Annotated in this window: 28 protein-coding genes; 25 read left to right on the forward strand and 3 right to left on the reverse strand. The window is 26.6% G+C overall.

All coding sequences use genetic code 11. The features are described 5' to 3' along the window. Window positions 1-180: 180 nt before the first annotated feature. The 3 genes from LOS86_RS03990 to LOS86_RS04000 form a co-directional block, all read right to left on the reverse strand. Window positions 181-2,175, reverse strand: a complete 1,995-nt coding sequence (locus LOS86_RS03990) for a tetratricopeptide repeat-containing sensor histidine kinase (RefSeq protein ID WP_231843346.1) — start codon at window positions 2,173-2,175, stop codon at window positions 181-183. Between the two features lie 67 nt (window positions 2,176-2,242). Continuing rightward, window positions 2,243-2,428 carry a hypothetical protein gene (locus LOS86_RS03995; RefSeq protein ID WP_231843347.1) on the reverse strand — a complete coding sequence of 62 codons (186 nt, stop codon included), beginning with the start codon at window positions 2,426-2,428 and terminating at the stop codon, window positions 2,243-2,245. A 287-nt stretch (window positions 2,429-2,715) separates the two neighbouring features. After that, window positions 2,716-3,360: a LytR/AlgR family response regulator transcription factor gene (locus LOS86_RS04000; protein ID WP_231843348.1), complete on the reverse strand. Its 645-nt coding sequence runs from the start codon at window positions 3,358-3,360 to the stop codon at window positions 2,716-2,718. 131 nt (window positions 3,361-3,491) lie between these two features. On the opposite strand from LOS86_RS04000, the gene LOS86_RS04005 reads away from it, so the two are divergent. The 25 genes from LOS86_RS04005 (at window position 3,492) to LOS86_RS04125 (ending at window position 26,333) form a co-directional block, all read left to right on the forward strand. Further along, on the forward strand, window positions 3,492-4,166 hold the full coding sequence (locus LOS86_RS04005) for a response regulator (RefSeq protein WP_231843349.1): 675 nt from the start codon (window positions 3,492-3,494) through the stop codon (window positions 4,164-4,166). 91 nt (window positions 4,167-4,257) lie between these two features. Next, on the forward strand, window positions 4,258-4,464 hold the full coding sequence (locus LOS86_RS04010; RefSeq protein WP_231843350.1) for a hypothetical protein: 207 nt from the start codon (window positions 4,258-4,260) through the stop codon (window positions 4,462-4,464). 71 nt (window positions 4,465-4,535) lie between these two features. Next, entirely contained in the window at window positions 4,536-6,005 is a 1,470-nt protein-coding gene (locus LOS86_RS04015) for a TlpA family protein disulfide reductase (RefSeq protein ID WP_231843351.1), read from the forward strand. Window positions 6,006-6,163: 158 nt separating this feature from the next. Further along, window positions 6,164-7,585: a vitamin K epoxide reductase family protein gene (locus LOS86_RS04020; protein WP_231843352.1), complete on the forward strand. Its 1,422-nt coding sequence runs from the start codon at window positions 6,164-6,166 to the stop codon at window positions 7,583-7,585. Between the two features lie 133 nt (window positions 7,586-7,718). After that, a complete protein-coding gene (locus tag LOS86_RS04025) occupies window positions 7,719-7,952 on the forward strand; it encodes a hypothetical protein (protein WP_231843353.1) in 234 nt (77 codons plus the stop codon). Window positions 7,953-8,027: 75 nt separating this feature from the next. After that, window positions 8,028-8,942, forward strand: coding sequence for a hypothetical protein (locus LOS86_RS04030; protein WP_231843354.1), 915 nt, complete (start codon window positions 8,028-8,030; stop codon window positions 8,940-8,942). Beyond that, window positions 8,933-9,922: a grasp-with-spasm system ATP-grasp peptide maturase gene (gene gwsG / locus LOS86_RS04035; RefSeq protein WP_231843355.1), complete on the forward strand. Its 990-nt coding sequence runs from the start codon at window positions 8,933-8,935 to the stop codon at window positions 9,920-9,922. Before LOS86_RS04030 ends, gwsG begins: the two co-directional genes overlap by 10 nt. 152 nt (window positions 9,923-10,074) lie before the next feature. Next, window positions 10,075-11,121: a hypothetical protein gene (locus tag LOS86_RS04040; protein WP_231843356.1), complete on the forward strand. Its 1,047-nt coding sequence runs from the start codon at window positions 10,075-10,077 to the stop codon at window positions 11,119-11,121. Between the two features lie 193 nt (window positions 11,122-11,314). Continuing rightward, window positions 11,315-13,510: a peptidase domain-containing ABC transporter gene (locus LOS86_RS04045; protein WP_231843357.1), complete on the forward strand. Its 2,196-nt coding sequence runs from the start codon at window positions 11,315-11,317 to the stop codon at window positions 13,508-13,510. Window position 13,511: 1 nt separating this feature from the next. Further along, window positions 13,512-14,795, forward strand: a complete 1,284-nt coding sequence (locus LOS86_RS04050) for an HlyD family secretion protein (protein WP_231843358.1) — start codon at window positions 13,512-13,514, stop codon at window positions 14,793-14,795. A gap of 169 nt (window positions 14,796-14,964) precedes the next feature. After that, window positions 14,965-15,141, forward strand: coding sequence for a hypothetical protein (locus LOS86_RS04055; protein ID WP_231843359.1), 177 nt, complete (start codon window positions 14,965-14,967; stop codon window positions 15,139-15,141). A 48-nt stretch (window positions 15,142-15,189) separates the two neighbouring features. Further along, the gene (locus LOS86_RS04060; protein WP_231843360.1) at window positions 15,190-16,116 is read left to right on the forward strand and encodes a carboxypeptidase-like regulatory domain-containing protein; all 927 of its coding nucleotides are present in this window, start codon (window positions 15,190-15,192) and stop codon (window positions 16,114-16,116) included. A 3-nt stretch (window positions 16,117-16,119) separates the two neighbouring features. Further along, a complete protein-coding gene (locus LOS86_RS04065) occupies window positions 16,120-16,911 on the forward strand; it encodes a GLPGLI family protein (RefSeq protein ID WP_231843361.1) in 792 nt (263 codons plus the stop codon). A 101-nt stretch (window positions 16,912-17,012) separates the two neighbouring features. Then, a complete protein-coding gene (locus LOS86_RS04070; protein WP_231843362.1) occupies window positions 17,013-17,174 on the forward strand; it encodes a hypothetical protein in 162 nt (53 codons plus the stop codon). Window positions 17,175-17,584: 410 nt separating this feature from the next. Next, window positions 17,585-17,824: a hypothetical protein gene (locus LOS86_RS04075; protein ID WP_231843363.1), complete on the forward strand. Its 240-nt coding sequence runs from the start codon at window positions 17,585-17,587 to the stop codon at window positions 17,822-17,824. 10 nt (window positions 17,825-17,834) lie between these two features. Further along, the gene (locus LOS86_RS04080; protein WP_231843364.1) at window positions 17,835-18,014 is read left to right on the forward strand and encodes a hypothetical protein; all 180 of its coding nucleotides are present in this window, start codon (window positions 17,835-17,837) and stop codon (window positions 18,012-18,014) included. 62 nt (window positions 18,015-18,076) lie between these two features. Further along, complete coding sequence (locus tag LOS86_RS04085) at window positions 18,077-18,883, forward strand: hypothetical protein (RefSeq protein WP_231843365.1); 807 nt, start codon at window positions 18,077-18,079, stop codon at window positions 18,881-18,883. Next, window positions 18,883-20,706: a DUF262 domain-containing protein gene (locus LOS86_RS04090; RefSeq protein WP_231843366.1), complete on the forward strand. Its 1,824-nt coding sequence runs from the start codon at window positions 18,883-18,885 to the stop codon at window positions 20,704-20,706. Before LOS86_RS04085 ends, LOS86_RS04090 begins: the two co-directional genes overlap by 1 nt. A gap of 172 nt (window positions 20,707-20,878) precedes the next feature. Beyond that, window positions 20,879-21,124 carry a hypothetical protein gene (locus LOS86_RS04095; RefSeq protein WP_231843367.1) on the forward strand — a complete coding sequence of 82 codons (246 nt, stop codon included), beginning with the start codon at window positions 20,879-20,881 and terminating at the stop codon, window positions 21,122-21,124. Window positions 21,125-21,134: 10 nt separating this feature from the next. Then, window positions 21,135-21,989: a hypothetical protein gene (locus LOS86_RS04100; protein WP_231843368.1), complete on the forward strand. Its 855-nt coding sequence runs from the start codon at window positions 21,135-21,137 to the stop codon at window positions 21,987-21,989. A gap of 126 nt (window positions 21,990-22,115) precedes the next feature. Then, a complete protein-coding gene (locus LOS86_RS04105; protein WP_231843369.1) occupies window positions 22,116-23,147 on the forward strand; it encodes a nucleotidyltransferase-like protein in 1,032 nt (343 codons plus the stop codon). Continuing rightward, on the forward strand, window positions 23,147-24,082 hold the full coding sequence (cap12, locus tag LOS86_RS04110) for a CBASS system CD-NTase-associated NAD(+) hydrolase Cap12 (RefSeq protein ID WP_231843370.1): 936 nt from the start codon (window positions 23,147-23,149) through the stop codon (window positions 24,080-24,082). Before LOS86_RS04105 ends, cap12 begins: the two co-directional genes overlap by 1 nt. Before the next feature lie 61 nt (window positions 24,083-24,143). Then, complete coding sequence (locus tag LOS86_RS04115; protein WP_231843371.1) at window positions 24,144-24,911, forward strand: phospholipase D family protein; 768 nt, start codon at window positions 24,144-24,146, stop codon at window positions 24,909-24,911. Between the two features lie 60 nt (window positions 24,912-24,971). After that, a complete protein-coding gene (locus LOS86_RS04120) occupies window positions 24,972-25,646 on the forward strand; it encodes a hypothetical protein (protein ID WP_231843372.1) in 675 nt (224 codons plus the stop codon). A 9-nt stretch (window positions 25,647-25,655) separates the two neighbouring features. After that, a complete protein-coding gene (locus tag LOS86_RS04125) occupies window positions 25,656-26,333 on the forward strand; it encodes a DUF4339 domain-containing protein (RefSeq protein ID WP_231843373.1) in 678 nt (225 codons plus the stop codon). The last annotated feature ends 35 nt before the right edge of the window (window positions 26,334-26,368 follow it).

Raw genomic sequence — 26,368 nt, forward strand, 5'->3', positions numbered from 1 at the left:
CTTAACGTATTTACTGGGCTACCGAGACCAAAATTTACTAGTTTTTTATAAAATCGTGTTCAATTTCGTGTTCAGGAATAGAACTTGATTAATAAGTATTTTAACAATTCAAATATGATGTAAAAGTAATCTATTTTAAAATAAATTTATGCTGGAAATATAAAAAACTAACGAATTAAACTAAATTTTTATTGTAATATGAAATCTTGAACCTTCTGAATTATCGCTTTCAATTAGTAAATCTGCATTAATTGTTTTTGCTCTTTCTTTAATGTTATTAATACCTATTCCAGATGATAAGTTTTTTAAGTCAAATCCTTTACCATTATCTTTTACTTCAACTATCAAATTATTATTCATTTTAGAGATTCTTATAAAACATTTTTTAGCTTCGGCATACTTGTTTACGTTTTGAAATAATTCCTGAAGAATTCTATAAATATTGATTTTAATTAGAGACGAATAAGTATTCCAATCAATAGTTGAACTAATATCTAGATTAAAAATTGTATTTCCAATTTCATTATTTTTTTGAATTAATTGTTCTAATAGAAATTTAAACTCACCAACATACTTTGAAAAGTCTGAATTTAAATCGTGTGACAATGCTCTTATTTCAGTTTCTAATTTATGTAATTCTTTTAAATACTCAGATCGTTTTTTTTGAGACTCTTCATCAGTATTTCTATTTAAAGATCCTAAAATCATTCTTATCCCATAGATTTGATTAACAATACCATCATGAAGTTCTTTAGAAATACGATCTTGTTCTTGTTCTTTGGCTTTTACAAGTCCAAATTGAAATTCTCTTGTTATGTTAGAAAGCTCCTCACTTGCCTTTTCTTTTTGTTGAACAAAATAGAGTTCTTTTTTTCTAGCAATTCTGATTCTAATTATTAAGACAATTAGGAAAACTACGATTGTTATTGTTAATCCAAGTAATAATAGTAAGTTTTTATTAGAAAGCACTTTGTTAGCTTCTTCAACTTTTTCAGTTTCGTATTCAATTCTAGCAAATTTCTCTCTATTCTCTCGTTGTTTTTTTATGATACTATCATTTATTCTAATATATTCAGTTTTGTAACTGGAAGCATTAGTCTTGTCTGCAACCGATAAAAAATCTAATGATTTTAAAATCTCTTTACCATTCTTTAATTTCTTTGAAAGGATTAAAGCTTCATTAAATAATTTTTGAGCTTTTAAAGTGTCTTTCGTTAATAAATGGTATTCTCCATAATCAATGATTTTGTATAAATAGCCTAACTTGTCATTTTTATTGTTAGCTAATTTTATTGATTCAACAAAGTACTTTCTAGATTCTTCATACTGATTGTTTTTCATTAAAGAATAAGCAAGGTTGCCAAGAACAGAATAATGTAATTTAGAATAATTGATAAAATTTCCTTTTTTAATAACCTCCTTTAGCAATTTTATTGATTCTGAATATTTTCCTTTTTTGTCATATGCAGTGCATAAATCTATTGTGTTTGTTATTTCATAATCATAAAAAGTATCTTTATCTGTGTCATTTTTTTTCATTTTGTTAAGTACAACAGCACTTAAATCAAAATACTCTAATGCTTTATCATATTCTCCAAGCTCTAAAAGATTGGACCCTTGTAAGGAATAACAGCGATATTGATACAATAGATTTTTTTCATTTTTTAATAGATTTAGAGCCTTAATAACCTCGATTTCACTCTCTACATAATTCCCTTCATAATATAATAAATAAGCTTTATTATATAGTACTTTTGCTAACCTATCACTATTATTAATTTTTCTGAATATTTTTTCAGATTCTTTATAATAATAGTAGGCACTATCTTTTTGAAAATCTAAATAACAATCTCCAATATAATATAATGCTCTACCTATATTTATTGAATCTTTAAGGATCACTGATGTGGTGTAGGCTTCTTTAGATACTTTTAGTGAAGAAGTATTGTTTTCTAAATAGTAGTATTCTGCTGCTATTTCAAAAAGAGTTTTTAATTTAGTTGAGTCATTAGTAATTTCATTAGATTCTAAAAAGATAGAATCCAAATAATTATTTTTATATTGTTGTGATAAATTTTTATTTTTTTCAAATAGTACACTTATACTTTTACTATTTGAAGTTTCTTTGTTATTACAACTTAAAAGAATGAATGTAAAAAAAAGTATTTTTTTCAAATGAATTGCATTTTTACCAAAATTAACAAAAGCTGTGCAAAACACAGCTTTTGTTTAATAAAAATAATTAATCTTTTCCATTCGTCTTAACAGGATCAGTCTCTAAACCAATACTATCAGCTTCTTTCGCGTTATAATCATTTTGGATGAGTATTGAATTAGTATCTACATTTTGATTATCTAGGTCATCATTAGTACAAGAAGTAATTAAAAAGCAAGCAGAAGCTACTACTATTAAAGCATAAATTTTCATAAAAATCATTTTAAAAATTGGACAATACTGAGCAGTACGGTGTCATTGCACCGCAAATGATTATCTGAAAAAGCTGGGAGTACTTTAGCAGCAGTCTTTTAATGCTTGGTTATTTTTTTACCAATTCCCTCATTAAAAAAACTAAATTGAATTCAACTGTTCTGTGTTTCGAACAAGCCAAAATTAGAGTGAGATTTTTGAAAAAAACAGTAAAATAGAGTACCTTTAGTAAGTGGTAACTTTCTAATATTGGATGACATCAAATAGAGGGTAACTAACAAAATGGTTTAACCTAATCTTTTGATTATTAAATCAATTTGTTCTTTATAAGTTCTAGAAAAGGGAACTTTAATTGTATTGTCAAGTAAGTAACAATCAGATTTACCAGTGTTAATTCTACTAACATGATTTAAATTAATGATATAACTATTGTGAATTCTAAAAAAAGAAGAAGGTAATTGACTTTCGTAGTGCTTTAAAGTTTTAAATCCTGTAATCAATTTACCTGAAATTAGATAAATATCTGTGGTATTATTATCCGCTTTTAAATATAGAATGTCATCAAAATCTATAAAATTATAATCACCATTGGATCGTACACATAATCTGCCAGACAACTTCTTTTGTTGTTGTAAAGAAAATTTATATAATGCTTTTCTAATTTCTATTTCTTGTAAAGGCAATAAAATAAAATCAGAAACATTATGTTTTAAAGCCGTATATGCCATTTTTTCTTCCTTATTCATTCCTATTACGTAAGGTAAATATTCAGTAAACTCTTTGAGTTCGTATAAAAGACTAAGTGGAATTTCAGAAGTAAAATGGAAAAAGATTAATTCAGGCTTTTTAACTAGTATCGTATTTAAAGAAGTTTCATAATCTTTACAGTAGCCTACACATAGATAATCTTCAAATGATTGAAATTCGTTCAAATTTTCATCAATTGTGATTGAAAAGTCTATTATAATGAAGGTTTTTAACACAGTTTGTATAATTTTGGTGCAAATTAGATTTCATTTCTATCTTTTTTTACGGTTTAAAAAATCAATTATTACGGTTTGATATGAAAAACAAAAAAATAAATATTCTTGTTATTGACGATCATCAGATGAATTCTGATGCATATATAAATTTGATAAAATCTAAACAAGGAATGAAAGAAATAATATTTCAAAAAGCCATTGATTGCTACTCAGCTTTCAAATTAATAAAACAAGCAGAAAAGACTAATACTCCTATCGATATTGCGTTAGTAGATATTAGCATACCCGAGTGTAAAGAAGAAAAATTATTATCAGGTACTGATGTAGCTTTATTATTGAGAAACTCTTTTCCTGATTGTTTGATCATTATGCTTACTATGCATACTGAACCATTAATTTTATTTAATGTTTTCAAACAAATTAATCCGGAGGGCTTTATTTCTAAAAATGATATAGATTTTGAAATGTTTCCAGAAATTTTTGATAGAATTGTTAATATAGAAAACTATTTTTCTCCAACCATTAATGCCGCTATACAATCATTAGTTAAGCAAACTTTAAAATGGGATGAATTTGATACACAAATTATACTATTGTTAGACAAGGGAATTCAAACTAAAGATTTACCTCAGTATATTGATCTTTCATTAAGTTCAATTGAAAAAAGAAAAGCAATATTAAAAAGACAAATTTTAGATCAAAAATCATCTGATAAAGAGTTGATTGCAAAGTGTAAAATGTTAAAGTTGATTTAAAATACTAAACCGTAAATATTAGTTTTAAATACCGTAATTATTTTTTTTTTAATAAAATATTTTTGAAATATAACTTTTAAAAATGTAAATCATGAAAGATTTAAAATTAAACAGATCGCTTTCTAGAGCTGAAATGAAATTTATTTCTGGTGGAAAAGCTAATGTTCAAGAATTTCAATGTTGGTGTGATGGTATCAGAAACGGTTATTGTGACGGAGCTACTGTAGCATGTTGCGGTCAGCCAAGATGCGATGGTAGTACAGATGGAAGCAAAGCAAGCTTAACTATTGCTCCTTAAAGCTTTACTATTTAATAAAGGAGGCAGAAGCCTCCTTTTAAATTTTCTCTAAATTTTTTAAAATGCACTTAATGAAAATTAAATTTCTAATAATATTAGTATCTTTTTTTCAATTCGGGTTTTCTCAGAGTGTTTCTATTAAACTGAATTTTGAAAATGTGCCGGATTCTGTAGCTATTGTGGCCAGTAAAAGTATTAATCATGATGCAGCATATTATCTATCAAATACTGATACGATTTACACAAAAAATAATCAAGCAACATTGAGTTTTAATTCTATAAATTCAGGCTACATGAATTTTAGTTTTTCAAAAGTTAATCCAGGTATTAGTATTTTATTCGAACCGGATGATAATATTATTTTGAATATTACTAAAAATCAAGACAATAAATATCATATTCATTATGTTGGAAAAAATAGTGATATATTGTTACTTATAAATACTGATACTGTTTATAAATACCAAAAATTATCTAAAAAATTAAGACCTATAATTTTTGAAGCAAATAGAGGTTCGGACATTTTAAATGTTATAAAGAGTGAATATAAAAATGCACTATCAAAATTGCAAAGTTTATATGATGAGAATAAGATTTCAAATCAAATTTTCCAGATTTCAAAATTATATCTTGAAACAACTCTAGCAGACAACTCTAAAGGTATAATTGAAGATATTTTTAGAATTGAAGAAGAGTTTTCTAAGACAAAATTGCCTAAAAGTGAATTTATAGATTTATTAAACAATCTAATGTTTGAGTTTAATCCATTTAATGAAAAATTTAATTCTTTTGCCTCTATAAGTTTTTTTAATAGTCTACAAGCAACTTCAAAATTTATTAAAGAAAGCGGAACTGATGAAAAAGTTTTTAATAAGAATTTGTGGAAAAATAAAAATGCAAGAGAATATTATAATTATATACCATTGCAATATCAAGAAAAATTGTTTGCTTATCTTTTTGTTAATGATCGTCTAAACGAAGATGATTTGAAACAATTTAAAAAAATATTTCCTAATAGTAAATATTACAAATATTTAGAGAATTACTTAAAGAACAAAAAAGTTACAACTTTAAAGCCTTTAGCTCATGGATATTTTATTAACAATAATTTTGAGTACATAAACCAGATTAAAAGTTATGATATAAGTTCTATTATTAAGGATAATTTTCAAGGTAAGCCAGTTTTTGTAGACTTATGGGCGGCATATTGTGCGCCATGTTTTCAAGAATTTTCGCACTCACAAAAATTATTTGCTTTTTTAAAAATTAACAATATAGAAATGCTTTATATTGCTATTGATAACGACAAAGAAATTGCTAAGTGGCAACCTAATATAAAGCAAAATTATTTAGAGGGGAATCATGTTTTTGCCTCCAATAAGATTCAGGAATCATTACAAATATTACTAAATGAGCCTCAAGGAGTATATATACCAAGATATCTACTATTCAATTCAAAAGGAAATCTAGTTTTACCTAATACCAAAAAACCTTCTGAAGGGGAATTATTATATAATCAAATTTTAGAGGCTTTAAAATAATTATGAGTAATTCATACAATTTTTTGTTTAAGTATTTCGAAAAAGAAAATATTTATATTGATAAATCTGAGTTTATATTTCAGGTTAGTTCTCATCCTAATTATCCTTCTGTTTTGTCTATAATTGACACATTAGATTTCTTCGGCATTGAAAACGCAATGATTAAAGTAGATCTTTTTGAAATTGATATTCTTCCTAAAAGATTTGTCGTTCTTTTGGAAAATAATAATAATGAAACACAGTTATATCTTATTGAAAAGGATGGATATGATTTAGTTCTTTTTGACGAAAATAATAAAAGAAAAAAGATCACTAAAGAGAGCATAAAAGAAAGATGGAGTGGTATAATTCTTTTAGTTGAAAACAATAAAGTTGAAATGATTCCGTCAAAATCAAAAAGAACAAATTTGTTTTTTGGTATTACTTTCATTTCTCTCTTTTTATTATTTCTATTTTTTACAGGAAGTGATTTTAAAATTAAATTTCTTTTCTTTTTTAGCCTTTTAGGATTAATCTTTTCTTTCGCAATAATTAGAGAGTTATTTGATTCGAAAAATGATTTTTTCAATAAGTTTTGTAACTTAACGGAATCAACAAGTTGTTCCTCTGTAGTTAATTCAGATAAATGGAGTTTTTTTAAAATTATAAATTTGAGTGATTTAAGCATCCTCTTTTTTGTATTTCAATTTGTAGGTTTATTTTTTTCAATTTTATTAAATATTGAAGGAAACTTTGTTAAGGTTATTTTTTATATGTTATTAATGGCTTCTCCTCTTTTTTTTATTTCAATTTATTATCAAAAATTCGTAGAAAAAAAATGGTGTCCATTGTGTTTAGTAATAATTCTAATTTCTTTATCCGAAATGATTTATATCCACTTTTGGATAAATTTCAGTAATGTCTTTCCGTTAAATTTATTTTTACTTTTCAGTTCCTTGTTTATTTGTATTTCATATTTATGGATTTCAATCAAAGAGATTTTAGTAGAAAAAAAGGAATTGAAAGAATTTAAATTGAAAGCATTAAAGTTTCAGAGAAATTATAAAATTTTTAAAAATTCATTGTTATCCTCACCGAAGATAATATTACCCAAAACGCCAATTTTGTTAGGGAATAAAAACTCAAAGACTATCGTTACCGTAATAACCAACCCATTTTGTGGTCATTGCCAAAAAGTACACGAGATTGTTGATAAAATATTAGATACTAATAATGATATTCAAGTTCAATTAATTATCAAAGTAAATCTTGAAAATGAGGATCAAAAAAGAAGAAAATTTTATACTAGTATAATTAACAACTTTATTCAGAAGGATGAGAATTACTTTATAAATTCATTTAAAGATTGGTTTAATAATAAAGATGTCGATAAATGGTTAAATAAGTATGAACTTTTGGATAGTAATGAAATGATTATTAATTCATTTTATGAAAATCATAATTATTGGTGCGTTCAAAATAATTTTAATTATACTCCAGCAATTTTCATAAATGGATATGAGTATCCTGAACAATTTAATAGAGAAGATTTGTTTTTTTATATCAAGGAGATAATAGAAGACGATTTTTTTAAACCGTAATAATAATGTTTTTAAACCGTAAAATAAGTTATCTTTTTTTATTTTTTTTGACACAGTTATTCGAAACTTAATTATTGTGCGCGCAAATGATAAATAGTTTTGTTTATTTTTTTAACAATTAAATACAAAAATTATGAAAAATTTCAATTCAGATTTATTTAAAAAATTCGAGGATGCTAAAATTGTAAAAGAGTCATCGATTTTAATAAATGGAGGTAAAGCACTTGCAGAAATTGGACCTGGAGGCACAACAAATGATTGTACTGGAACTGGCGGGGATTGTTGGGATGCTGATTGTGGAACAAATGTTGTAGACGATATGACTTGGACGGGTGGTAAAGACAGTGGAAATGATACTTGTAATTAAATTATAAGTTCATATTAACTGGAAGACTTTCTTTTTAGGAAGTCTTCATTTTTTAAACTTAAATTCTATTTAATCATGAAATTTATTATAGCATTATTTTTTTCATTGATTTCGGGTTGTTATTGCTCTGCTCAAAATGAAAGAGATATGATTATTAAAGATTCTATTTTGCCAATTTTAAATTCTAATAAGATTTTAAAAGAGAATAATTATTTTAAAATCAAATCTTTAATTATTGAAATTGAAAGAAAATTTGGATACGAAACAGAGTTAAAAAAAAAACTAATAGAGGGCAGTTATCATCATAAAGATATGTCTTTTTTTAAGAGAGAAATTAAAGAATTAATTAAAAATCACGGTTTTCAAATTGAATATTTAAGCGGGAATGAAAATTACTTCAATGATATTTGCTATGGAGAATTATCTAAATGGTTTAAAAGTGTTTATTCAAAAAACCATTCTAAATGGATAAAAAATAATTTCAGTAAAGTAATGGAATTAAAAAAAATTAATGACCTTTATTTGAAAGATCAAATAATAGCAAGATTAAGTTCTAATTTGATTAATGATTTAAATTTTGATTCTTTGCAAAAAGAAGTAATATTAAAAGAATCGAATAAATTATATTTTGAAAATATAACCTTTCTGTATGAAATTTCAAAAAAATATGGGAAGTTACCAAATTCAAAAAATTTTGGAATAATTCAAAATAGTTATGAAACGGTTTTAATTCATAATTTTAGAGAAAATACTGACGAAACATGGTTGTTATTATATCCGTATTTTAAAAAAGCATATTTAAATTTTGAGATTACTAATGTAGTTTTTCAAAATTATGATTTTTATTGTTATTTAAGACATGGATATCAAGAATTTAATAGCTTTACTATAGAACAAATACCAATAGATTTTAGAAAAAATGAAGGTGAAATCCCATTAAAAAATCAAGAAGAGTTTAATAAAATTAAAATTGAATTCAAATGGTTTTAATTATTTCTAGCGAGGATGATCAGTCAACTAATGACGTTATTGATTGGTTAAGATATTTTAAAATAAAATATATAAGAATATCACATCTTGATATTATTAATTATAAAAACTTAATTGTCAACAACAATGAATTCGATGTAGAGTTATTAATAAATGGTCTTTCTTACAAGTTAACAGAATTTAATTTCTTTTGGTACAGAAGAAGTTTTTTAAACTTGCAACTAAAAGAACTTGAAATAAATAGTCCTGTTAGTTATGAATTAAAAAAACATATTTATACTGAAGCTCAAGAGATTCATAGAATTGTTAAAAGATATATTGAAAGTAGATCTATTAATAAACATAATGATATTTTTATTAATAAGTTAGAGGTTTTAAAAAAAGCTGCAGAAATTGGAATTAAAATACCTAAAACTATTGTAACAAACAATAAGGAAGAACTCATACGTTTTTTGAATGAGAATAAAAATGTTATAACTAAAAATATTTCACAAGGAGTGTTTATCAAACATAAGAATTCATATTTAACAAGTAGTACAAATGTTATCGATGATTATATTTTAAATAATATTCCAGAAAATTTTCATTTCATGTTATTTCAAGAAATGGTTGAAAAGTTGTTTGAAGTAAGAATATTCTTTATAGATAATGATTTTTATTCAAGCGCAATTTTTTCTCAAAATAATGAGAAAACAAAAGTAGATTTTCGAAACTATGATTTTCAAAACCCAAATAGAACTCCGCCATTTTTGTTGCCAAAAGTTATTAAAAAGAATTTAATAAAATTAATGAAAGAGATAAATATTAATTCAGGCTCCATCGATTTAATAGTAAATACAAATAATGAATTTGTTTTTTTAGAGGTCAATCCTATTGGGCAATTTTCTCAGGTTTCAATGCCTTGCAACTATTATATAGAAAAATTAATTGCAAAAAAGATTGCAATTAAAATAAAGAAAAAGAGTAATGGATCTATTTAACATTAAGTCACTACCTATTTTTATCAGAACTGGTAAGTTTGCATTAAAAGGGAATAATAAAAAAAATAGTATAAAATTTTCCACATCAAGAGAGTATAATACAAAGTTTTATCCTAAAAAAAAATTTCATAAACCAATTATATTTTGATTAAATGATATTAAAATTTCATTCAGAAACCCCTATAGTGTTAGGTTATAATAGAAGTTGTATTTATGATTTGCCAAGACAGAAATATGATTTTGTTCCAAATGAAGTAATAAATACTTTAAGGGATAATATAAATTGTAATATTTCTGATTTAAATAATCGATTAGATAATAATGATAAAATTTGGCTTAAATTTTTAATAGAAAATGAATATTGTTTTTTAGTACCAGATTTTTTCATTGATTCTTTTCCAGAGATTAATTTTAAATGGGAATCACCAGCAAATATTACAAATGCAATAATTGATTTAGATAATTTAGAATGTGAAAGAAATTTTAAATATTTTGAAGAAATAAACTGTAAACATATTTTATTGAGATTTGTCAAAAATTATAGTGCAGATGAAATAGTTAATTTTTTATTTAGCACATTCAATGATTTAACATTTAAATCAGTTGAAGTTGTTTTACCTTTTAATTTGAAAAGCAATAAAAAAAATAATCATATTATATTCAAAAAAATTATTGATAACATTGAACAAGTGACAAGTATAAAGTTTTTTGAAGAAAAAATAGAAACTGACATATTTACACCTTATTTGTCAGTTAATATAGGAATATATACTGAAGCGCTACTTAAAAATGTATATTTTAATGGGAAAATATACATTGAATCCAAAGGTAATATAAAAAATGGTATTGAAACTAAAGAAATTTTAGGAAATTTTTTTAAAATTAAAAATAGCCAACATTTAATAAAAAAAATTAAGAACTCTAAATTATGGGGTATTTGTAAGGATCAAATAGATGTTTGCAAAGACTGTGAATTTAGATATATGTGTATAGACAATAGAGTTCCACAGGAGAGAAATAATGGTTCTTTTTATTATAAATCAGAGTGCTCATATAATCCTTACATTTCTAAATGGAAAGGAGAATTAGGTTATCTATCTTTGAATGAATCAGGGATTTTATTGAATGATGAAAATTGTTTTGTTGATTACAAAAAAGTAAATGAAATAAATAAAAGTATTTGGAGTGATAAAATATAGTTTTTAATACACAATCTAATAGAAAAAAATAAAATAAATAAGCCCTCATTTATTGTGCTAATTTTGAACGTAAATAGACTTTCTACTCATTTAAAGCGTAATTGTAATACTTATTGTATGAATTAATTAAATGCTAAAGTCTTTACAACAAAAAAGAATAGAAAATTCTAGCATGTAAGAATTAGTTAAAAAGATGCGTAAATTTTTCCCTTTCTACAAACAACCCGACAGTAAAGACTGCGGTCCTACATGCCTTAAAATTATTGCCAAGTATCATGGTAAAACTTTAAATATTCAGACCTTACGAAGTTTATCAGAAACTACTCGTGAAGGTAGTAATCTATTAACTTTAAGTGATGCTGCTGAAAAAATTGGATTTAGAACATTAGGTGTTAAATTATCCATTAAAAAGTTAGAAGAAGCACCTTTACCTTGTATTTTGCATTGGAATAACAATCATTATGTTGTGTTATATAAAATTAAAAAAAATAAATTTTATGTTTCCGACCCGGCACATGGTTTGTTAGAATATAACGAAGAAGAATTTTTAAAATTTTGGATTGGAAATAATGCTTCAACAGACACAGAAGAAGGAATTGCTTTACTATTAGAACCTACTCCAACTTTTTATAAAAATGAGTGGGATAATCAAGATAGTAAAGAGTTTGGTTTTGCTTTGTTAACTAAATATATTATTCCTTATAAATCTTTTGTTGTTCAGTTGGCTATTGGTTTATTAGCGGGTAGTTTATTGCAACTTATTTTTCCATTTCTTACTCAAAGTATAGTAGATGTTGGTATTCAAAACCAAAATCTACATTTTATTTATTTAGTATTGTTTGCTCAACTTTTTTTGTTCTTTGGTAAAACGGCTTTAGAACTCATTAGAAGTTGGATATTATTGCATTTATCAACCCGAATAAATATTTCACTTATTTCTGATTTTTTCATCAAATTAATGAACTTACCTATTTCATTTTTTGATGTTAGAATGACAGGAGATATCATGCAACGCATTAATGATCATAAAAGAATTGAAAGGATATTAACCACTTCTTCATTAAGTGTATTATTTTCTGTGATTAATATGTTTATTATGGGCGGAGTTTTGGCTTACTATAATTTAAAAATATTTGCAGTTTTCTTTATCGGAAGTATCTTATACTTTGGTTGGGTAGTTTTGTTTTTAAAAAGAAGAGAAGCATTAGATTATAAGCGATTTGCAGAAGTTTCACAAGAGCAAAGCAAAGTAATTGAACTTATAAATGGCATGCAAGAAATCAAACTCCACAATGCAGAAAAACAAAAGCGCTGGGGTTGGGAATACGTTCAAGCACGATTGTTCAGGGTTTCAATGAAAAGCTTGGTATTAGAACAAACACAAAGTATTGGTTCTAACTTCATCAACGAATTAAAAAATATCATCATCGTTTTTCTATCTGCCAAATTGGTTATCGATGGGCAAATCACTTTAGGTATGATGATGGCAATTAGTAGTATTGTAGGAAACCTTAATGGACCTGTTTTGCAATTAATAGGTTTCATTAGAGAAGTACAAGATGCTAAAATATCATTAGCTAGATTATCTGAAATTCACGAAAAAGAAGATGAAGCGCAGCAAGAAGCAACACAAACGAATAACATCCCATTAGAAAGCGATATTGCTTTAAAAGAAGTCTCTTTTAGATATATAGGTTCAGATAGTAATGTATTAGATAATTTGAATTTGGTCATTCCTTCAAATAAAATAACAGCAGTTGTTGGAACTAGTGGAAGCGGTAAGACCACCCTGATGAAACTTTTATTAAAGTTCTATGAACCTAATAAAGGTCAAATCACAATTGGTAAAACGGATTTGAATAATATCCAGCAAAAATCCTGGCGTTCTCATATTGGAACAGTAATGCAAGAAGGTTATATTTTTAATGACACAATTGCTAATAATATTGCAGTTGGTGTTGATGTAATTGATAAAGAACGTTTAGTTTATGCAGCCGATGTGGCAAATATTTTAAGTTTCATTCAAGAATATCCTTTAGGATTCAATACTAAAATCGGTCAAGAAGGTGTAGGAATGAGTACAGGACAGAAGCAACGATTATTAATTGCAAGAGCGGTTTACAAAAATCCGGAAATGCTATTCTTTGATGAAGCCACTTCTGCTTTAGATGCCAATAACGAAAAAGAAATTATGGAGAAGTTAAATATCTTCTTCAAAAATAAGACCGTTGTTGTAATTGCACACCGATTAAGTACAGTTATGAATGCTGAACAAATCGTAGTTTTGGAAAAAGGAAAAATTATTGAAACGGGTAATCATTACGAATTAGTTGCCAAGAAAGGAAACTATTATGGGTTAGTAAAAAATCAATTGCAATTAGGAAATTAACATGCCGAATCATAACGAAATAGAACTTAGAAGCGAGGAAGTTCAGGATATATTAACTAAAATTCCACATTGGATTATTCGATGGGGTTCTTTGGTGGTTTTAATTATTTTACTGTTTTTATTTTTGGTGTCCTGGATGGTTAAATATCCAGACATAATTACTACTGAGATTACCATTACAACCCAAATCCCCCCTGAAAAACTAGTTGCTAAAACTTCTGGTAAAATTCAAGCCATTTTAATTAGTGATAAAGCAAAAGTTAATGAAAATACTCCGTTAGCAGTGATTGAAAATGCAGCCAATTATAAAGATGTATTTCTTTTAAAAGCAATCACAGATACGATTTCTTTAAGTAATTCAAAATTCCCTTTTGAAAAATTACAAGCGGCACAATTGGGAGAAATTGAAAATAGTTTTGCTATGTTTCAAAAGGAGTATATCGCAAGCGAATTGAACAAACAATTGCAACCATATAAAGTTGAGTCAAGCGCACAAAGTTTTGAAGCTAAACAATTAAGAGAACGTTTACAGCTTTTGGAAGGACAGAAAGGAATTAATCAATCAGAACTTCAGTTACTAAAAACTGATGTGGAGCGTTATGAAAAACTATTCAAAAAAGGTGTCATATCAGCACAAGAAATCGAAAAACAAAGATTAGTTTTTCTACAAGCCGAAAAGAACTACAAAAGTTTATTAAGTTCTATTTCACAATTGAAATCTTCCATTAACGAATTGAACAGAAGTAGTAAAACAACCGTAATAAATGAGAGTACCACTTCAATTAATTTAGAAAGAAGTGTAATGCAATCGTTTTACCAACTTAAAAAAGCAATTAAAGATTGGGAGTTAAATTATGTCTTTCGTTCATCAGTAAAAGGTACTGTTTCCTTTTTGCAGATTTGGTCTGAAAATCAAACCATAAACTCTGGAGAAAACATGTTTGCCATAATACCTTCAACTGAAAAAGGCTACATTGGAAAAGTGAAAGCTATAGCTCAAAATTCAGGTAAATTACAAATAGGTCAAAAAGTAAACATTCGATTAGCCAATTATCCTGATAGAGAATTTGGAGTGATTGAAGGAAGATTAAAAACCATATCACTGACTCCGGATGAAGAAGGTAATTTACTTTTAGATATAGAACTTCCAAACGGACTCCAAACTTCGTATAAAAAGCAAATCAACTTCCAACAAGAAATGACAGGAACCGCTGATATCATTACTGAAGATTTACGATTGTTAGAAAGATTATTATATCAATTTAGAGATGTTTTTAGAAGATAATTTAAACCGTAAAAATCAATTTATTAAACCGTAAAATAACTTTTTTATTTAAATTATGTTTGTATTTATATAGCTATAAATCCATTGTTATTTTAATTATGGTACTAAAGGATTGATCATCCGAAACTTTATTTAGTTAATGAAAAATTAAAATTATTAAATTAATCTTATGAAAAACAAAAAATTAATTGTTGTATTAAGTGCTATTCTTATGTTTGTAATGTCTACAGAAATAGCATTTGCAAAAAAACCACCAAGAGGAAATAATTATATTGAAAATGGTCATTTATATGTTTGGTTTGAAGATCATTATATTGACATGGGTGAATACGATCCAGGGCCATAATTTTAAATTTTTAAATTTGAGGTGGTAAATCCACCTCATTTTTTTATTATGAAAAACAAATTAACTTTTATATTATATTTTATTTGTCTGACTGTTAGTTCTCAAATTATTAGAGGCACAGTTGTTGATAGTTTACAAAACAAACCTTTAGACTTTGTTAATGTATTTCTTAAAAAAAGTACTTTTGGAACTTTTACAGATACCATTGGGAAATTTGAGATAGGGTGTCTTGATTCTTCTGATAGTTTATTCATCTCAAGAATAGGTTATAGAACAAAAAAATATAAAATTTCAGAGATTAATATTGAGAAAGAATTAAGGATAGACTTAACAGAAGCAGTAGAAAAACTAAATGAGATTATAATTGTAAGTAAAAAAGTTAATTATACAGCTGTAAAAAAAATAAAAGATCATAGTAAAAAAGAGGAATCAAACTATTTTTCTTTTCAGTTTGGGACAGAACATTGCGTTTATGTTTCTAATCCTTCAAAAATTAGAGGGAAATTGGAAATCATTTCATTAGAATTAAATGAGGTAAAAGATGGTACAAAATCATGTAAAGAATGTAAAGTTGATTACATAACGGATTTTAATATTAAATTTTATGAATATGATGAAAAGACTAAAAAACCAGGTAACGAAATCTATGATAAACCAATATTAATAATTCCTCAGAATAAAAGTTACACCTTAAAAATAAATCTTAAAGATTTAAATATTCCATTTCCTGATAATGGTATATGTATAGGTGTTGAAGTAATAAATACAAAATATAAAAATCCAAAATTAGCTGGAGCAATAACTGCACCATCTTTGAATTTTGATAGAATTCGAAAGCCAATTAATAATGAAAGTTGGGTTAGATATAGGAATATTGGCAATTGGAATTTTAAATCTTTTAAAGGAAGAGATAAAAAAGGGGTCTTTTTAGATAGATTAAAAATAGATTTAAGTGTTAAATTTGAAAAAGAGTAATGTATGTATAGAGTTATTTTAATAATGCTATTTCTATGGAATAGTTTAAGTGCTCAAAACTTTAGTGGAAGAGCAGAATATATAACTAAATTGAATGAAGAAGAGTTTAAAAAACAAGCTTTTTCAGATCCTAATATGGATCCTGTAATGAAAAAATTTATTGAAGACAAAATGAAGCAAAAACTTCAAAAGAATTATGTTTTAAATTTTAATCAATATTTGTCCATTTATCAAGAAAATCAAACCATTAATATAGATAAAGAAAATATAGATAATTCATGGTCTCCTTATGGTATTGATTTAAAATATTTTAAAAATTTAAAATCTCAAAAAAGTATAATTCAGAAAGATTTATTGGGTAAGTATTTTTTTATAGAAGACGATTTGGAAAAATTTGAATGGCAACTTTTAAATCAAACAAAAAAAATTGGAGACTATAATTGTTTTAGTGCTAAATTAATAATAAAACCTAGTCAAGAAGAAATTACAAATTATGAAGCAGAACTTATAGAATACGAAAAGAATAAGACTAATTTCATGAAACCAATTATTCCTGAGGATAAAATTATCACTGTTTGGTATACCACAGAAATACCTGTTAGCATGGGGCCTGATAAATACTGGGGATTACCAGGATTAATTTTAGAAGTTAATGATGGAAAAACTATAACTCAATGTAGTAAAATAATACTTAGTGGTAAAGAAATCAAGATTGATTTTCCAAAGGGAAATCTTATTTCTCCAAATAACTATAATAAAATTGTTGAAGAAAAAATAAAACAAATGGAAGACTAAATTTATTCCAATAAAAATAGAATTGTGAACTTAAAAAAAGATTAATCCTTTTATTTCTCTTGTTTTTAGTGTTCTAGATAGTTGAATTACTAGGTATAATTATGACTGTGGATGCTATATTCAATATAATTCTAACTGATAAATTAGTTGCCAAAATTCCTAGTATAATTGATGTCATTTTAATTGAATACAAGGTAAATATTAAAAACACTTTAGCAATAATTGAAAATGTTTCTAATTTTGGATGGACAAAAAGAAATTAATCAATCAGAACTTCAATTATTAAAATGGATGTAAAGTTCTAAAAAGAATATTTCAGCGAAAAAACAAAAATAAATATTTTGACTAGCTAAAATTACTCTGATAAGTAGTTTGGTGTTTTTGAAGGAAAATTTTAAACAGTATCATCAACACAAGGCAAAGAAGACAATTTGCTTTTAGATATTGAACTTCCAAATAGTCTTCAAACATCCTATAATAAACAGATCAACTTCCAACAGAAAATTACAGGAACTGATATCATTACCGAAGATTTACGCTTATTAGAAAGATTATTATATCAATTTAGAGATATTTTAGAAAATAATCATGTTTCTATAAACCGTAAACAATACCCTTTAAAACCGTAAAATACTATTTTTCAAAATTTTAATTTGCTTACAAATTTTAGTTTATGAAAGCATATACCCTAAAAAGAAGAAAAGATACTGAAGAATATCATTTATTTGAAGGAGATTTTTCTCAAGAGCCGTGTACTTCTCAGAATTTATCAATTTGTGAAAAAATGATAAAATCAGAAAGTGTAGGTAATAAATTTCAATGTTTAAATGAAAAAGAAGCTAGGTTAGAAATTGCCAAAATAGGTAGACCTGTTTGTGGCGTTTGTACAAGTCATTTATATACAACTTATTAATATAATAACAATGAAAAAGCTACTTATAATCACATTATTAGCTGTATTTACAGTTTTAGTTAATGCACAAGAAAAAAAATCAAAAACTTACAACCAACACAGAAGTGCTAAAACAGGTAGATATGTAACTAAATCGGAAACTAAAAAGAGTCCGAGTACTACTTATACAACAAAAAGAAGTAGAAAGTAAATGTAATATTTATTAGTTATGAGCAATGTAAAAAATAGACGTTAAAAGAATAAATATAATAAATGGCAAATAATTTTGTAGACCACAAAGACAGATGGTTACTTATTGCGAATGGAGACTTTGAATATCCAATTTTATTTATAAAATCTTGGTTGCCATTTAATGCTTGGTATTGTAACAATTATCCTCATCATAAAAATAAAGACCGTCCCATTTTAGAAGAAATGAAATCGGACAATAATTTATTTAAAACTAGAATAATTGCTTTACTTCAAAATAGCGATCAAGATTCAACTATTTTTCAAAGTAATTTAGTTAAACTTCATAATTATTTAGAAAGTTATAAAGTACCCAATGCTATTGAAAATATAAGCTTTAAATCTTTAAACTATAGAGTTAATCCTAAAACTTCTTTTGTAAAAGCACACAGAAATCACAATTATAAAGTCGAAATTATTACTCCAACACCACCAAACAATTACCGCATTAGAATTGACATACTTAATGCAGGAGGTAGTAATATTTTTTTATATAATCATACAAAATATGATAAAACACATTTGACTTCAGATGTTAATTTTATGGCACTTTCACAACAAAAAAAAGATGTTATTCTTGAAGGGTTTGAAGCTATTAATCCTAAATTAAAAGAGTCCTTAATAGTTGATAGAAAAAATGAATCTTTAAATACAATATCTCAAGTTTTATTTAAAAATGATACTCTTTTACTATCAAACGCAATTATAGAAATTCTTTACAATATTCGTTGTATTCTTTTTCACGGTGAAATACAACCGAGTAAGGATAATTTAAAAATTTACGAACCAGCTTTTTACATGTTAAAACAATTAATAAAATCTCTAGACTAATGAGTTTAAGTAACAACATACAAGCAAATGCTAGAAAACTTTTTGAATTGCTACAAAACAAATACATTGTAGATTACTTTCAAAGAGAATATAAATGGGAGTATAAACATATTGAACAATTACTAGTTGATTTAGAGGCCTCTTTTTTGTCAAACTATGACAATGGAGATACAATTCAAGACATCAATAGTAAATATAATTCTTATTACTTAGGCCCTGTTGTAATTTGCGAAAAAGGAAGCATTCGATCAATTGTTGACGGTCAGCAAAGATTAACTTCAATAACATTACTATTAATTTATCTTAATAATCTTCAAAAGGAAAGTAATGACCCAGAAGATATAATTCCTTTGATTTATTCTAAAAAAGGAGGTCGTAAAACCTATAATATAGAAGTACCCGATAGAACAAAAATTTTAGAAGCACTTTTTAATAGTGAAGACTATGACTTAAGTAATGAGATTGACGAATCAATTAGAAATATGTATGAAAGATATACAGATATTTCAAATATTTTCTCTGAAGAACTGAAAAACGAAAAGTTGCCTTTATTCATAGAGTGGCTAAAGGAAAAAGTAGTTTTTGTAGAAATCTTAGCATATAGTGATGAAAATGCTTATACAATCTTTGAAACAATGAATGATAGAGGATTAAATCTTACTCCTACTGAAATGTTAAAAGGTTATTTATTAACGCACTTAAAAGACCCAATAAAAATTGATGAACTAAATATAATTTGGAAAGAAAAGATATCGAATCTTCATAAATACTCAACACAAGAAGATTTGGAGTTCATTAGAGCATGGTTAAGAAGTCAATACGCAGACACCATAAGAAGTGGTGCAAGAGGTGCTGAAAATGAAGATTTTGAAAAAATAGGAACAAGATTTCATACATGGGTTAAAGATAATCATAAAAAAATCGGGCTATCTAACGCTGACCAGTTCTACTATTTTATAAAAGGCGACTTTGAATTTTATTCTACTTTATACGAAAAAATCAAAACTTATGAAAACAATTATACAGAAGGAGTTGAAAGATTGTATTTAACATCTTATTGGGGTATAGCTTCATCATTAAGTTATCCTTTATTAATGTCATCTGTAAACAAACTTGATAATGAGGAAACCATACAAGAAAAACTAAGAGCAGTTTCAACATTCATTGATATTTTGATTGTTACAAGAGCAATAAATTATAAAGGTAGTTCTCAATCATTTTTAAGATACATAATTTACACTTTAGTTAAGGATATCAGAAATAAGTCAGTTGAAGAATTAAGAACAATTTTGAGAGAAAGACTTTTAACAAGTAAAGAGAGTATAAATGAAGTTGATAAGTTTTTCTTCAACAATGGAAATAGAAAATTCATTCATTATTTATTTGCTCGTTGTACTTTATATGTAGAAAACAAAATTTACTCCAACCAAAATATTGAAATGAATGATTTAATGGCGACTAGAAAATATAATAGATTCGTACTTACTCCTATTATTTGGGAATACAACAAGTATAGTAGTCATTTTGAAAATGAAGAAACATATTATGCAACTGAAAAAAAATTAGGTAATTTTATTTTAATTCCTAATCCCGTATCTATTGAGTTTATGCCTGATAAAAAAATCAGTAAAGTTAATGTGCTTAAGAAAGAATTAAAGCTATCTAATTGCTTAACTAATAACTACTATAACAACATAAATGACCAAGATTTTTTAATTCAAAAAGGTTTCAAAGCATTAGCAAATTTTAAAGAAGGAATTGATGATAGAACTAATGCCATCAATAATTTGATTAAAGAAATTTGGAGTATTGAAAACATTTAAAAAAAAACACTGTCAACAACAGAGGTTTGTCAAAATGATGGCTACAAAGCTAAATTATACATTTGGCTTTCAGATTAACATCAATGCCAAAATCAAGATAAGTACTTCTAAATCCTCAACATCGCAAAGCCTAGGGAACTTGTGTGTCACTTAAAATAAATACAGAGACAAAATGAAAGACTACAGAGAAATTTTAGCAAAACAACTTGAAGAAATTTTAAAGAAACAAGAAGAAATTACAATCAACGATAATTTAGCAAATATCTGTAGAGAGCTTGATAGTTTTACAGTAAAAATAAAGGATTGTCTAGAAAATAACCAAGACTTGCCAGAGTTTGACAAGAAAAGAATTCAAGAACTCAATGACGAATACAATATAAATATTGACAGATATAAAAAACTAAAATTTATTAATTAAAATTTGAATAATGAGCCAAAATATATTTGACCCTAATAATTCAAACTTTCTGACAGCAATCGCGACTGTGCTTTTGGTGCTAGTTGGGCTGGTTCAAATATTCGTTTTGTATTCACAAAAGAAACAGGCTAGAATTGCTTTAACCGAGCAATATCGACAATTATGGCATAGCTTAAAGAAATATTGGGGTAATGTGATTTTTATTGGAAGAGAAAATGGGGAATATTATCAGGTTTTAGATGACGTATCAATAAACAATCTCAAAATTGAAATAGAAAAACACAGACTTGGGACACCAACAATTTGGGCATTGGACAGCATTCAAAAAGTTTGTGGTGTATTAGGTGAAATTTCCACAAGAATTTTGCAAGGGCATTTAAATATTGCAGACATATATCCAATTTTTGGAACTCAATTTCTAAGACAAAGCAGGCCGTTAAGACAATTATTAGAGCCTGAGTATCAAAACTCCTATCAGACTAACGAAACAGCAGAACAGCACAAATATATAAGGACTGAAGTACAGGATTGGCTTGTATATCACAATGGACTTAGAAGACGATGTTTAATCTTAATAGATTTGTTGTGGGCAGAAGCAGTAAGACTTGAAGATTTACCGCCTTATGACACTCAAAGTGCAGCCCTAGCCAAAGATAAAACAGGAAGTCTTAATAGAAAAAGAATTTTTGATGAAACGATAAGATTGAAAGGCATAATTAATATTTATCAAGCAATCAGATTATCAAGATTTTTACGAAAAGCTGAATATAGTTCTTGGAAAAATTGGAGAGGAATAAAAAAAACTAGACTTACTAATCTTGATGAAGAATGGACTAAACGGCTCTTACGTGACAGATTTAAATAACATAACATAATAGGATTCTGATTCAATTTCGGTTTAAACCCTGCATCTACTTTTGTTCTCCAAAATCAAGCTACTCGCTTATTGACAAAATTTTACCAGCATGTTTAACAAATGTTACTAAATAATATGAAAAAAAACTACACTCAAAGACTTGAAAAATTAAAGAATAGAAGGCTAGATGAACAGTTACAAAAAGCTGTGTTATCAAAATCATTCTCTGATATTAGAATTGGTGAAAGCGTAAAGTATGCTCTTGAATCCATGAGTCCAATTGATCCAAGCTACACAAGAAACACATACTTGGCTTCTGAAAACATAAGGAATAATTTAACTAAAGGTCTTATTAACAAAGGACTAACCGTTGAATATCGTCACCAAGGTTCAGTAGAGACAGATACACATATAAAACTTCATAGCGATATTGATATCCTTGTGTTTACGGAAAAGTATCATAGTATGGAACTCCCTCTAACACCTTCTAATCCTTATCATGGTGATCCTTTAGCTGATTTAAAGGAACTAAGACAAGAATGTTACAACGTTTTAAATTCAACATATAATCAAGTTGATAATTCTAAAGCAAAATCAATCCAAGTTTTTCCAACAAATCCAAAAAGAAAAGTTGATGTAGTTCCTGCAAATTGGGTAAATACAGAAGATTATCAGACAACTTCTAATGAAAAATATCGAGGAATTCATATTTACGACAAAGAGAACCATTCGAGACAAAAAGATTATCCCTTTATGCATATTACTAATGTAAAATCAAAAAATAATCTTGTCTCGGGTGGACTTGCTAAATTAGTTAGGCTTTTAAAAACACTAAAAGTTGACGCTGAATATGAAATAAAATTATCAAGTTTTGAAATTACAAGTATAGTATACGCAATGGATAATAACTTATTGAACAAACCTAAATATCAAGAATTGTTATTATTAAATGAAGGATCTAAACAGCTTGAAAAGGTTATCACAAACAAGTTTTATAGAGAAAGTTTAATGTCACCCAATGGTAAAGAGAATGTATTTGGAACTAGCGAAATTAAAATAATTGAACTTAAAAAATTAAAACTTGAACTTGATGAACTTATTGAAGATATTACAGAAGAATTAAGAATACAATTTAAAAGAATTGATGAAAATATAATTTACGGATAATGAAAACTAGGATATTTATTGGTTCCTCGAAAGAAGGGCTTGAAATAGCAGAATATATTAAATCACAACTAGCAGTAAAATATGAGTGTTACTTGTGGACAGATGATATTTTTAAATTTAACGAGAGCTTTTTATATACTCTACTAAAAGAAGCTAGTCTATTTGACTTTGGAATTCTCGTTGCAACAAAGGATGATTTTTCAACTATTCGAGATAATTCATTTGAAACACCCCGAGACAATGTTATCTTTGAATTTGGTTTGTTTCTTGGACGTCTTGGTCCATCACGTGCTTTTGTTATCCAAGAAAAAGAGGCAAAACTTCCAACGGATTTGCTTGGTATTACAGTTCCTCAATTTGAAAGAGCTATTCCTCTTTCAAATTCAGTTACCTTGAACAACGAGATTGAGCGGATTTCAAAAACAATTGATGAAAAAATTATACTTGGTGAATTGGGTTTACTGCCTTCAACAGTTCTAGCTATTGGATATTTCTACAACTTTGTTTCTATTGTATGCGAATCAATACATTTAAAATCTGATATAGTTGTAGATGATTCAAGTTTCAATAAATTTGAGTTGAACATAGTAATACCTAAAGACCTTGATGCAGATATTAAGAAACGTGCTACTGTATATTTTAAATCTAAAACTTTAAAAGAAATTCAATTTGAAACTTCAAGCAGAAATTTCCCTGTATTTGTAACATATGATAATGAAAGTAAAGACATTTTGAAACTTTATGATATGCCAACAACCTTGGGAGGTATTGACAAAGCTATTGAGATGTTTATGCGTAAAGGATATATCGGTAAAACTTCTCAACAAAAACTTCTTGAAGAAAGAGAGTTAAGAAATTTTCAAACAACATTACAAAATCTTGTAGACAATGACGCATTTTGCAGAAACCTGGTAAAAATAATACAAGAAGAATGATGAACGAGAGAAAAGTCAATGCCAAAAAATAATGTAATTTACGAACTTTATAAATTATTAAATGAGTACTACAATTAGTGTCACAAATGGTAATATTTACCTAGGACAAGACACCGGCAAAGAGGTCATTAATGATATTAAAAATGCCAAAAAAACATTAAAAATCGTATCACCTTATTTGTCATCTCCATATGTAAATGAATTAGTTTCTCTTCATAATAAAAATGTTGATGTTCAATTAATAACTACTGATAAAATTAAAGATAAGAATTTGCATCTTAATTTTTTGAAAAAATTAATTATACAGCATCGAATTGTAAACAAAGAGGCTGAAAAAACAAGAAATAAGTGGATAGAATGGTGTAGTTTTTTATTATTTGGAATTGCAGGATATGTGATTGCATTTCTTCTTACGGCCTACTTTTATTGGGGTATTAAGCTTTTTTATGGAATAATTCCTCTTGTAATAGCTATTATGATTCGTAAACTATATCAAGAAAAAATACTGCAAAAAAGAATTTTCGATTATAAATATGAGTCATTATTTCCCTTTAAAGTTTTTATTTCTCCTACTTATAAAAATTACTATAAAGGAATATTTTTACATAGTAAAATTTATATTATCGATGATCAAATTGCGTATTTAGGATCGTTAAATTTTACTGAAAGTGGTATGAAATATAATTATGAAACTATCATTAAAATTACCGATCAAGAATCTGTAGACAAAATCATTAAAGAGTTTAATGATTTATTTTTCAGTTCAACTTTGCCTAATCATCATATTAATTTATTTGGAAAAGAATTATTTGCCGAGGAGATAAATTAAATTATTATGAATAAAATGTTTTCAGTTTTAATTTTTTAAAGAATGTAACACTACATAATCATGGCAGAATTTAAAATTTCTATAAATCAATTAGCCACATTTTCAAAAGTATCTGAAGCTCGAAAAAAGGCTATTATTAAACAACAAAAAAATCCACCACCGATTTTGGTTGGACGTTATGCTATGGCAAAAGCTAGGATATCAAAAGCTATAAGTAATGGTGGTGACATTATTCCAATCTTGAAAGGTATTGAAGAATTGAAGAAAAGGAATCCTGAAACACCTTGGAAAAAAAATGATAAGTCAGTTTCTATTGATGCTATGGAGCGTTATATCAAAATGAGTTTACCCGCCATTTTAAAAGAAAATCGATATGAAATACTTCCAAAACAAAAAATCAGATCATTTTTTATGTCTGATGTTGAAATATTAGTTTCTCCAGATTTAATTATTAAAGTTTTTATTGACGGTAAATGGTATTTAGGTGGGCTAAAATTACATGTTTCTAAATCAGAACTGTTTGATGAAAATCAATCAAAGTATGTAGCAACTTGTATTTATCAATATCTTGATTTAGTTTTTGAAGATGATGAAATAATTGTTTTACCTGAGTTATGTTTTTCGCTTGATGTATTCGCTAATAGTATAATTTCTGCGCCAAAAAAAATTGAAAGAGCATTGGAAGAGATTGAAAGTATGTGTTTAGAAATAAAGAAAATTTGGCCTAACGTTTAAAATATAAAAATGAAAAAATACTATTTACACGATGGTACTAACAATATTGGACCATTTGATTTTGAGGAATTAAATCAAAAAAGTATTACTAGAAATACACCAATATGGTGTGAAGGTATGGAAGATTGGAAAGAAGCCGGAACTGTAGAGGAATTAAGAAATCTTTTCCCAACTTTACCACCACCATTAAAAAAAAATAAAGTTGATGCTCCTAATAAAGAACCATCATCAGATATAAAAAATAGTATTTATTGGAGAATTTATAAAATTGTTAGAATAATAATTATCATTTTTTTAGTGATTTTTGGGATTTCTATCGTCTCGAAGTTTATAGACAATGAATCTTCGTCATCGACTTATCAAGAAAGTGTCATGACTATTCAAGAAATTGAAGCAGCAAGCCCATTAAATTATTTACAAGCTGATGGAACTTACAGGGAAAATTTTATAGGTGATAAAATTAAAATTGATGGTTCTATTGCTAATACAGCCACTGTAACTACCTACAAAGATGTTACCGTCAGAGTAAATTTTTATAGTAAAACTAACACATTGATTGGATCAGAGGATTATACACTATATGAATTTTATCCACCTAATAGCAAACAAAGTTTTAAACTAAAAGTAAAAGCTTACAGAAATGTCAGTAGTTTAGGCTGGGAAGTTATAAGTGCAAGTGAAAAATAATCGAAAATAAAATTTAATAAAAAAATATTAATACT

This window comes from Flavobacterium cyclinae (assembly GCF_021172145.1).
Lineage (GTDB): Bacteria > Bacteroidota > Bacteroidia > Flavobacteriales > Flavobacteriaceae > Flavobacterium > Flavobacterium cyclinae.

What these genes read in the sequence shown, in the direction of transcription:
- LOS86_RS03995 (WP_231843347.1), bottom strand. Translation starts at nt 2,428, where the DNA reads ATGAAAATTTATGCTTTAATAGTAGTAGCTTCTGCTTGCTTTTTAATT.
- LOS86_RS04005 (WP_231843349.1), top strand. Translation starts at nt 3,492, where the DNA reads ATGAAAAACAAAAAAATAAATATTCTTGTTATTGACGATCATCAGATG.
- LOS86_RS04010 (WP_231843350.1), top strand. Translation starts at nt 4,258, where the DNA reads ATGAAAGATTTAAAATTAAACAGATCGCTTTCTAGAGCTGAAATGAAA.
- LOS86_RS04015 (WP_231843351.1), top strand. Translation starts at nt 4,536, where the DNA reads ATGAAAATTAAATTTCTAATAATATTAGTATCTTTTTTTCAATTCGGG.
- LOS86_RS04020 (WP_231843352.1), top strand. Translation starts at nt 6,164, where the DNA reads ATGATTAAAGTAGATCTTTTTGAAATTGATATTCTTCCTAAAAGATTT.
- LOS86_RS04025 (WP_231843353.1), top strand. Translation starts at nt 7,719, where the DNA reads ATGAAAAATTTCAATTCAGATTTATTTAAAAAATTCGAGGATGCTAAA.
- LOS86_RS04030 (WP_231843354.1), top strand. Translation starts at nt 8,028, where the DNA reads ATGAAATTTATTATAGCATTATTTTTTTCATTGATTTCGGGTTGTTAT.
- gwsG (WP_231843355.1), top strand. Translation starts at nt 8,933, where the DNA reads ATGGTTTTAATTATTTCTAGCGAGGATGATCAGTCAACTAATGACGTT.
- LOS86_RS04040 (WP_231843356.1), top strand. Translation starts at nt 10,075, where the DNA reads ATGATATTAAAATTTCATTCAGAAACCCCTATAGTGTTAGGTTATAAT.
- LOS86_RS04045 (WP_231843357.1), top strand. Translation starts at nt 11,315, where the DNA reads ATGCGTAAATTTTTCCCTTTCTACAAACAACCCGACAGTAAAGACTGC.
- LOS86_RS04050 (WP_231843358.1), top strand. Translation starts at nt 13,512, where the DNA reads ATGCCGAATCATAACGAAATAGAACTTAGAAGCGAGGAAGTTCAGGAT.
- LOS86_RS04055 (WP_231843359.1), top strand. Translation starts at nt 14,965, where the DNA reads ATGAAAAACAAAAAATTAATTGTTGTATTAAGTGCTATTCTTATGTTT.
- LOS86_RS04060 (WP_231843360.1), top strand. Translation starts at nt 15,190, where the DNA reads ATGAAAAACAAATTAACTTTTATATTATATTTTATTTGTCTGACTGTT.
- LOS86_RS04065 (WP_231843361.1), top strand. Translation starts at nt 16,120, where the DNA reads ATGTATAGAGTTATTTTAATAATGCTATTTCTATGGAATAGTTTAAGT.
- LOS86_RS04070 (WP_231843362.1), top strand. Translation starts at nt 17,013, where the DNA reads ATGACTGTGGATGCTATATTCAATATAATTCTAACTGATAAATTAGTT.
- LOS86_RS04075 (WP_231843363.1), top strand. Translation starts at nt 17,585, where the DNA reads ATGAAAGCATATACCCTAAAAAGAAGAAAAGATACTGAAGAATATCAT.
- LOS86_RS04080 (WP_231843364.1), top strand. Translation starts at nt 17,835, where the DNA reads ATGAAAAAGCTACTTATAATCACATTATTAGCTGTATTTACAGTTTTA.
- LOS86_RS04085 (WP_231843365.1), top strand. Translation starts at nt 18,077, where the DNA reads ATGGCAAATAATTTTGTAGACCACAAAGACAGATGGTTACTTATTGCG.
- LOS86_RS04090 (WP_231843366.1), top strand. Translation starts at nt 18,883, where the DNA reads ATGAGTTTAAGTAACAACATACAAGCAAATGCTAGAAAACTTTTTGAA.
- LOS86_RS04095 (WP_231843367.1), top strand. Translation starts at nt 20,879, where the DNA reads ATGAAAGACTACAGAGAAATTTTAGCAAAACAACTTGAAGAAATTTTA.
- LOS86_RS04100 (WP_231843368.1), top strand. Translation starts at nt 21,135, where the DNA reads ATGAGCCAAAATATATTTGACCCTAATAATTCAAACTTTCTGACAGCA.
- LOS86_RS04105 (WP_231843369.1), top strand. Translation starts at nt 22,116, where the DNA reads ATGAAAAAAAACTACACTCAAAGACTTGAAAAATTAAAGAATAGAAGG.
- cap12 (WP_231843370.1), top strand. Translation starts at nt 23,147, where the DNA reads ATGAAAACTAGGATATTTATTGGTTCCTCGAAAGAAGGGCTTGAAATA.
- LOS86_RS04115 (WP_231843371.1), top strand. Translation starts at nt 24,144, where the DNA reads ATGAGTACTACAATTAGTGTCACAAATGGTAATATTTACCTAGGACAA.
- LOS86_RS04120 (WP_231843372.1), top strand. Translation starts at nt 24,972, where the DNA reads ATGGCAGAATTTAAAATTTCTATAAATCAATTAGCCACATTTTCAAAA.
- LOS86_RS04125 (WP_231843373.1), top strand. Translation starts at nt 25,656, where the DNA reads ATGAAAAAATACTATTTACACGATGGTACTAACAATATTGGACCATTT.